Consider the following 7,175-nt stretch of genomic DNA (forward strand, 5'->3'; position numbering starts at 1 on the left):
GTGTGACGGACCGGAACGGGTGACATACGCCACGGAGTGGTGTGCGCCGGGGCTCACACGGGAAGCCGCGCGCCCTCCGGCAGGTCCGGCGGAAGGGCTCCCGGGGAACGCGGTCCCGGTCCGTCCTGGTCCGCCCGTACCTCTGAAGCAGCTCAACAGCCGTGTGCGCCCGGGTGCTCCGGGGGAGGGTCGGTACATGATCGGAAACGGGAAGAAGGACATGGCCGTGATCGTGGTGCGGGACGCGGACGCCGTGGTCGCCGCGCTGCGCGAGGAGCTGGCCCGGGCGACGGACGCGGACCGCCCCGGCCTGCGGCGGGCCCTCGCGCTGGCCGAGGCGCGGACCGGGATCCCGGACGCGGAACTGCGCGGGCGCTGGGCCGCGCGGCGGATCACGGCGGGCGGATACGACGGACCCCTCGACGCGGTGGCGGCGGTCAAGGCCCTGCGGGAGGCCGAGCCGGGACTGAGCCTGCGACAGGCCGTACAGCTGTCGCGGGAAGCCACGGCGGTGGCGGCGGCGAAACCCTAGTCCGGACCGCGTTGTCCCCCGTGCGAGCTACGCGCAGGTGTCCACCCAGCGGTGACGCTTTCGGCGCCGGACGTTCATAGCGTTCAGGGGTAGTCGCGGCAGGCCGCCGCGGCACGTCGAAGGGGGACTCATGAGAGTGGTCTGGCAGCTTCTCGCCGTCGTGGCGGTCTGGGCGGTCGGCGGTCAGTGCGTCAGCGCGGTGGACGGGAATCCGTGGCTCACGCTCGCGCTCGGCCTCGTGACGTCGGTGCTCGCCGTCCTGGTCTACCGGTGGGTGGTGGGGCGCACCGAGCACCGCCCGGTCACCGAGCTCGCCCGGGAGGGCGCCGGGCCGGCTCTGGGGCGCGGCGCGCTGATCGGGCTGGTGCTGTTCGTGGCCGTCATCGCGAACATCGCCCTCCTCGGGGACTACGAGGTGAACGGCCTGGGGTCGGTCACGGGTGCGGTCGGGTTCGTCGGCTTCATGGCCGCTGCCGCCGTCACCGAGGAAGTGGTGTTCCGGGGGGTGCTGTTCCGGCTGGTCGAGGAGCGCGCCGGGACCTTGATCGCGCTCACGTCGACCGGGTTGCTGTTCGGGCTGATGCACCTGGCCAACCCGGACGCGAACCTGTGGGGCGCGCTCGCCATCGCGATCGAGGCGGGCGGCATGCTCGGCGCCGCGTATGCCGCCACCCGCAGCCTGTGGCTGCCCATCGGCCTGCACTTCGCCTGGAACTTCGCCGCGGCGGGGATCTTCAGCTCGGAGGTCTCGGGCAACGGCGCCTCGCAGGGTCTCCTGGACTCGACGGCCACCGGCTCCGAACTGGTCACCGGCGGCGACTTCGGGCCGGAGGCGAGTGTGTACTCCGTGGTCTTCGGGGTGCTCGTGACGCTCGCGTTCCTGTGGCTGGCCCGCCGGCGCGGCCATCTGGCGCCGCGTGGCGGACGGCGCGCCGCCCCGGCCCCGGCCGCCACTACAGTGCCCCGGTGATCAGTCTTCGCGAAGTACCGGCCCGGTGGCGGCGGTTGGACATCGCCGTCCGGTGGTCGGAGCGGTGGCAGCGGCTCGATCCCGTGGTCCGCGACCTGCCGTTCGGTCTGCTGCTCCTGGCCATGTCGCTCGTTCCCGCCCTGCACCGGCACGGGACGGCGCTCGGCGCCGTGGCGGAGCGTCCGTTCGACGCACTGGGCGCGGTGGCCGCCGTACTGGAGAGCCTGTCGCTCGCCCTGCGGCGGCGGTGGCCGGTGATCTGCCTGGTCCTGGTCTCGCTGGGCTTCGCCGTCGACCAGCTCGGCGGCTACCACACGGTCGCCGGGACCGCGCTTCCCCTCGCCGTCATGAGCGCGGGGGCGCACCTGGGCCGCCACCGCCGTGTCGCCGCGGTCGCGTTCACCGCCGCGTACGTGCCGCTGGCGCTCGCCCTGCACCGGTACGGCACCGAACCGGCGGAGGAGTTCCTGACGTTCTATCTGGTGCTCATCCTCGTCTGGGGCGTCGGGGCGTGGCTGCGGGCCACCCGGGCCGCCGAGGCCGACCGCCGGCTGAGGGTCGCCGAGGAGAGCCGCGCCGCCGAACGGGCCCGGATCGCGAGTGAGTTGCACGACGTGGTGACCCATCATGTGACGGCGATGATCGTCCAGGCCGAGGCGGCGCGCTATCTGACCGCCGCGCCCGACCGGCTCGACCGCGCCCTGAGCAGCGTCACCGACACCGGGCGGCGGGCCGTCAACGACCTGCGCCACCTGCTCGACCTGCTCGACCCGGGCCACGGCGCCGGGGCCAGGACACCGGCCGCCGGCCGCATCCGCGGCCTGGTCGAGCAGGCGCGGCAGGCGGGGCAGGAGGTGGACTTCAGCGAGGAGGGCACCCCCGCCGAGGCCACCGGGAGCGCCGACCTCGTGGCCTACCGTGTGGTCCAGGAGGCGCTGACCAACGCCCTCAAGCACGCCCAGGGCGGCCGGACTTCGGTGCGCGTGCGGCACGGCGGAAGAGAGATCACCGTGGAGGTCGGCACGGACGGCTCCGGCGGGCGCGCCAAGGTGCCCGCGGGCAGCGGGCGGGGGCTCGCCGGGCTGCGCGAGCGGGTCGGAGTGCTCGGCGGCGAGTTCCGCGCGGAGCCCGGTCCGGACGGCGGCTTCACCGTGCGGGCCCGCATACCCTCGGGGAGCGCCTCGTGACCGCACCGGTCCGCGTCCTCGTCTGCGACGACCAGGTGCTCGTCCGCACCGGCCTCGCCACGATCATCGACGCCCAGCCGGACCTGGAGGTGGCGGGCGAGTGCGGGGACGGGCGGACCGCCGTCGAGATGGCCGGGCGGCTGCGCCCGGACGTCGTGGTGATGGACATCCGCATGCCCGAGCTCGACGGCATCGAGGCGACCCGGCTGCTGGCCGGGGCGGGCGTGGAGCAGCCCGCCAAGGTGCTCGTGGTGACCACCTTCAACCTGGACGAGTACGTGTACGAGGCGCTGCGCGCCGGGGCGAGCGGGTTCCTGCTGAAGGACGCCCCGCCCGACCGGCTGCTGCACGGCATCCGGACCGTGCACTCGGGCCAGGCGCTGATCGACCCGGAGGTGACACGCCGGCTGGTCGGCCGCTACGCCGCCCGGATCCGCCCCACCGGGGACTCCTCGTCCGACATCCCGCTGACCCCGCGCGAACTGGAGGTCCTGCGCCTCATCGCGGACGGCTTCTCCAACAGCGAGATCGCGGCCGCGCTCGTGATCAGCCAGGAGACCGTGAAGACGTTCGTCTCGCGCATCCTCGCCAAGCTCGGGCTCCGCGACCGCGTCCAGGCGGTCGTCTACGCGTACCGCCAGGGCCTGGTGACCTGAACGCGCGGCCGGAAACCGCCCCTTGTGCGCCCCCTCTCCGTACGCCAGCATGCGCATGTCAAACCGAAGGAACTTCGGTCGCAGAGGCCAGTTGTGCTCTGTTCAGTCGCAAGAGGGGACCCCCACATGAAAAAGCCTCTCGTCGGTGCACTCTTCGCGGTGCTGCTCCTCGGAGCGGGCATCGCTCCCGCGACCGCGGCCACGAGCCACGGCGCGGCACCGGCCGGCTCGGCCGGGGCCTCGGCCCCGTCCGGTCACACCGCCGTGAAGTCCGAGAAGGAGATACGGGCCGAGGCGGTCGGCTTCGCCGGGACCGTGGCGCTCAGCAACTGCTCCGGCTCGGTCGTCCGGACGCCCTCCTCGCAGCCGGGCGACCCCGCCCTCGTGCTGTCCAACGGGCACTGCCTGGAGACCGGCTTCCCGGCTCCCGGCGCGGTCGTGTTCAACCGCTCGTCCAGCCGCAGCTTCACCCTGCTCAACGCCTCGGGCAGCGGCGTCGGCACGCTCCGGGCGAGCAAGATCGCGTACGGGACGATGACGGACACCGACATCTCGGTGTACCAGCTCACCTCCACGTACGCGCAGATCGAGAGCCGCTACGGCATCAAGGCGCTGGAGCTCAGCACCACGCACCCCGTCGCGGGCACCGCGATCACCGTCGCGTCCGGCTACTGGAAGCGCCTGTACAGCTGCAACATCGACGGGTTCGTCTACCGCCTCAAGGAGGGCAGCTGGACCTGGAAGGACTCGGTCCGCTACACCTCCGCCTGCCAGACCATCGGCGGCACCTCCGGTTCGCCGGTGATCGACAACGCCACCGGCAAGGTGGTCGCCGTCAACAACACCGGCAACGAGGACGGCCAGCGCTGCACGGACAACAACCCGTGCGAGGTCGACGAGAACGGGCAGGTGACGGTCCGCCAGGGCATCAACTACGCCCAGGAGACCTACGGCATCGCCGCGTGCATCGGCACCGGCAACGTCTTCGACCTGAACCGCTCCGGGTGCACGCTGCCCAAGCCGTGATCCGTCGTACGTGAGAAGGGGCGGGGCCGCCGCGGCCCCGCCCCTTCGTCGCGCGTCACCCGGTTCAGATCTTGCGCCACCGCGCGTTGGCGAGGGAGAAGAGGCCGAAGGCGATCAGGCCGACGGCTATGAGGGCCAGCAGCCACGGCCCGGCCGGGGTGGAGCTGAAGGACCGCAGGGTGTCGTCCATGCCCTTGGCCTCACCGGACCGTGCCTTCACCGCCGCCGACACCGCGAAACCGCCCGCGACCGCGAAGACCAGGCCCCGGCTGACACCGCCGAAGACCCCGGTGACGTCGACGGCGCGCCGCATGGCCGGGGACATGTCGTCCATGCGCAGGTGCTTGTGGAACTTGCGCAGTGCCGCGCGGCCCGCGATCCACAGGCCCGCACAGGCGATGCCCGCACCGGCCGCGCCCACCAGCCAGCGCCCGCCCGGCAGGTCCAGTGCCCGGGCCGTGACGTCCTGCGAGCGGGCGTCGCCCTTGCCGCTGCCGCTGCCCTTGTCACCGGCGGCGAACATCAGCACCGAGTACGCCACGAAGCCGTAGAACACCGCGCGCCCTCCGGAGGTCAGCCGCTTCGTCGCCTTGTGCCCGTCCGGGCCCGCCGCGCCGAACGCCGCTTCGGACAGCCGCCACAGGGCCATGCCCGCGAGCGCGATGCCCAGGACCCACAGCAGCACGTGGCCGAAGGGCTTCTGCGCGATCTCCGCGAGTGCCCCGCCCCGGTCCGCCTGCTTCCCGCCGCCGCCCTTGCCGTCGCCGTCGCCGCCGTTGAACGCGATGCGCAGGGCGAGGAACCCGACGAGGAAGTAGATGACCCCGCGTGCCACGAACCCCGCACGGCCGGCCGCTTCCACGGCTGTGCTGTTTCCCGCCCGCCGGGCCTTTCCCCGGCCCTTCGAGGCTGTCGCAGAGATATTCATGACAGCCGGTTGCCCTGGCGGGGGGCGGAGAAACTACACTGCGCCCCCCGCCGGACGCACCGACCGCCCGGCCAGCACCTGCGTGCGCCTGCCGTCCTCGATCACGAAGCGGCCGTCGATCAGCACGTGCGGGATGCCCGTCGGCAGGGTGCGCGGCGCCTCGAACGTCGAGCCCGCCGCGACCGTCGCCGGGTCGAAGAGCACCAGGTCGGCGCGGTAGCCCTCGCGTACGAGACCGCGGTCGGGGAGCCGCAGCCGGGCCGCCGGGCGGGCGGTGAGGTGGGCGACGCACTCCTCCAGGGAGAGGATGCCGAGCTCGCGTGCGTACCGGCCCAGATAGTGGGGGAAGGTGCCGTACGCGCGGGGGTGCGGCTTGTCGCCCTGGAGGATGCCGTCGCTGCCGCCCGTGTGCACGCGGTGGCGCATGATCTGCCGGACGTTCTCCTCGTGGCCGACGTGCTGGAGGATCGTCGTCCCGAGCCGGTCCTCCACCAGCAGCCGCCGCGCGGTCACCCAGGGCTCCTCGCCCCGCAGCGCCGCCGACTCGGCCACCGTACGCCCGACGTATCCGGCGAGGCCGGGGGTGCCGGTGCCCGAGATCTCGATGGTGTCCCATTCGATCGGCACCCCGTGGCAGCCGTCCGACCCCACGATCTCCAGGTCGTGGCGGATGCGGGCGGCCGTCCCCGCGTCGGCCAGCCGGGCCAGGACCGCCTCCGGGCCGCCCTCGCTCGCCCAGCTGGGCAGCATCGCGACGAGGGTCGTGCAGCCGGGGGTGTACGGGTAGGTGTCGAGGGAGATGTCGGCGCCCGCGTCCAGCGCGTCGTCCAGGAGGGCGAGCAGGTCGGGGGCGCGGCCCTCGTTGACCCCGAAGTTCATGGTCGCGTGGGCCAGATGCAGGGAACAGCCCGCGCTGCGGGTGAGCCGCACCATCTCCTCGTACGCCTCCAGGGCACCCGCCCCGTACGAGCGGTGGTGCGGGCAGTAGTAGCCGCCGTGGGCGGCCACCACCCGGCACAGCTCAGTGAGTTCGGCATCGTCCGCGTACATGCCGGGGGTGTAGGTGAGCCCCGAGGACATGCCGACCGCGCCCTCGCGCATGCCCTGGTCCACGAGCTGCCGCATCCGGTCCAGCTCGGCTTCGGTCGCGGGGCGGTCGTCCCAGCCCACCGCGTACATCCGGACCGTGCCCTGGGGGATGAGGTAGGCGGCGTTGACCGCGATGCCCTGGCGGTCGAGGCGGTCCAGGTAGCCGCCGACGGTCCGCCAGTCGAAGTCGATGTCCTCGCCGTCGCCGTTCCACCCGGAGATGGAGCGTCGGACCTGGGCGAGCGTGCGCTCGTCCACCGGGGCGTACGACAGGCCGTCCTGGCCCAGGACCTCCAGCGTGACGCCCTGCGCGGCCTTCGCGCTGTGGTCCGGGTCGCGGAGCAGCGCCAGGTCGCTGTGGGCGTGCATGTCGATGAAGCCGGGGGAGAGGGCGAGCCCGTCGGCGTCCACGGTGCGGTGCCCGGTGGGGCGGGGGCCGGGGGAGTCCTCGCGGTGGATCTCCGCGACGCGGCCGTCGGTGACGGCCACGTCGGCGCGGTAGGAGGGGGTGGCGGTGCCGTCGACGACGCGGGCGTCGCGGATGACGAGGTCCATGGGTGCCTTTCGGGGGTCCGGGGGGGGGGGGGGGGGGGGGGGGGGGGGGGGGGGGGGGGGGGGGGGGGGGGGGGGGGGGGGGGGGCCCGCGGGGGCGGGGGGGGGGGCGGGTGGGGGGGGGGGGGGGGGGGGGGGGGGGGGGGGGGGGGGCCCCCCCCCCCCCCCCACCCCCGCTCCTCAATCGCCGGAGGGGCTTGAAGTGCTCAGAAGAACGTGCGGACGAAGTCCGTGA

General features: G+C 73.7%; 7 protein-coding genes. 5 read left to right on the forward strand and 2 right to left on the reverse strand.

Going from position 1 to position 7,175, the window contains the following annotated elements; genetic code table 11:
• Positions 1–196 precede the first annotated feature (196 nt).
• From ACZ6C6_RS18630 to ACZ6C6_RS18650, 5 genes are all read left to right on the forward strand, one after another.
• On the forward strand, positions 197–532 hold the full coding sequence (locus ACZ6C6_RS18630) for a hypothetical protein (RefSeq protein ID WP_469203987.1): 336 nt from the start codon (positions 197–199) through the stop codon (positions 530–532).
• Positions 533–662: 130 nt separating this feature from the next.
• Complete coding sequence (locus ACZ6C6_RS18635) at positions 663–1,502, forward strand: lysostaphin resistance A-like protein (protein WP_469203990.1); 840 nt, start codon at positions 663–665, stop codon at positions 1,500–1,502.
• 35 nt (positions 1,503–1,537) lie between these two features.
• The gene (locus ACZ6C6_RS18640; protein WP_469204042.1) at positions 1,538–2,689 is read left to right on the forward strand and encodes a sensor histidine kinase; all 1,152 of its coding nucleotides are present in this window, start codon (positions 1,538–1,540) and stop codon (positions 2,687–2,689) included.
• A complete protein-coding gene (locus tag ACZ6C6_RS18645; RefSeq protein ID WP_469203992.1) occupies positions 2,686–3,345 on the forward strand; it encodes a response regulator in 660 nt (219 codons plus the stop codon). The genes ACZ6C6_RS18640 and ACZ6C6_RS18645 overlap by 4 nt, the downstream gene beginning before the upstream one ends.
• 126 nt (positions 3,346–3,471) lie before the next feature.
• Positions 3,472–4,371, forward strand: coding sequence for a S1 family peptidase (locus tag ACZ6C6_RS18650; RefSeq protein ID WP_469203994.1), 900 nt, complete (start codon positions 3,472–3,474; stop codon positions 4,369–4,371).
• A gap of 64 nt (positions 4,372–4,435) precedes the next feature.
• Here the strand turns inward: ACZ6C6_RS18650 and ACZ6C6_RS18655 are convergent, their stop codons facing one another.
• Positions 4,436–5,299 carry a DUF1206 domain-containing protein gene (locus tag ACZ6C6_RS18655; protein WP_469203995.1) on the reverse strand — a complete coding sequence of 288 codons (864 nt, stop codon included), beginning with the start codon at positions 5,297–5,299 and terminating at the stop codon, positions 4,436–4,438.
• A gap of 33 nt (positions 5,300–5,332) precedes the next feature.
• On the reverse strand, positions 5,333–6,943 hold the full coding sequence (locus ACZ6C6_RS18660; protein ID WP_469203997.1) for an N-acyl-D-amino-acid deacylase family protein: 1,611 nt from the start codon (positions 6,941–6,943) through the stop codon (positions 5,333–5,335).
• Positions 6,944–7,175 lie beyond the last annotated feature (232 nt).

The sequence above is a fragment of the Streptomyces sp. NPDC041814 genome (assembly GCF_055590565.1).

Coding starts and splice junctions, on each gene's coding strand:
- ACZ6C6_RS18630 (WP_469203987.1), top strand. CDS start 197: ATGATCGGAAACGGGAAGAAGGACATGGCCGTGATCGTGGTGCGGGAC.
- ACZ6C6_RS18635 (WP_469203990.1), top strand. CDS start 663: ATGAGAGTGGTCTGGCAGCTTCTCGCCGTCGTGGCGGTCTGGGCGGTC.
- ACZ6C6_RS18650 (WP_469203994.1), top strand. CDS start 3,472: ATGAAAAAGCCTCTCGTCGGTGCACTCTTCGCGGTGCTGCTCCTCGGA.
- ACZ6C6_RS18655 (WP_469203995.1), bottom strand. CDS start 5,299: ATGAATATCTCTGCGACAGCCTCGAAGGGCCGGGGAAAGGCCCGGCGG.
- ACZ6C6_RS18660 (WP_469203997.1), bottom strand. CDS start 6,943: ATGGACCTCGTCATCCGCGACGCCCGCGTCGTCGACGGCACCGCCACC.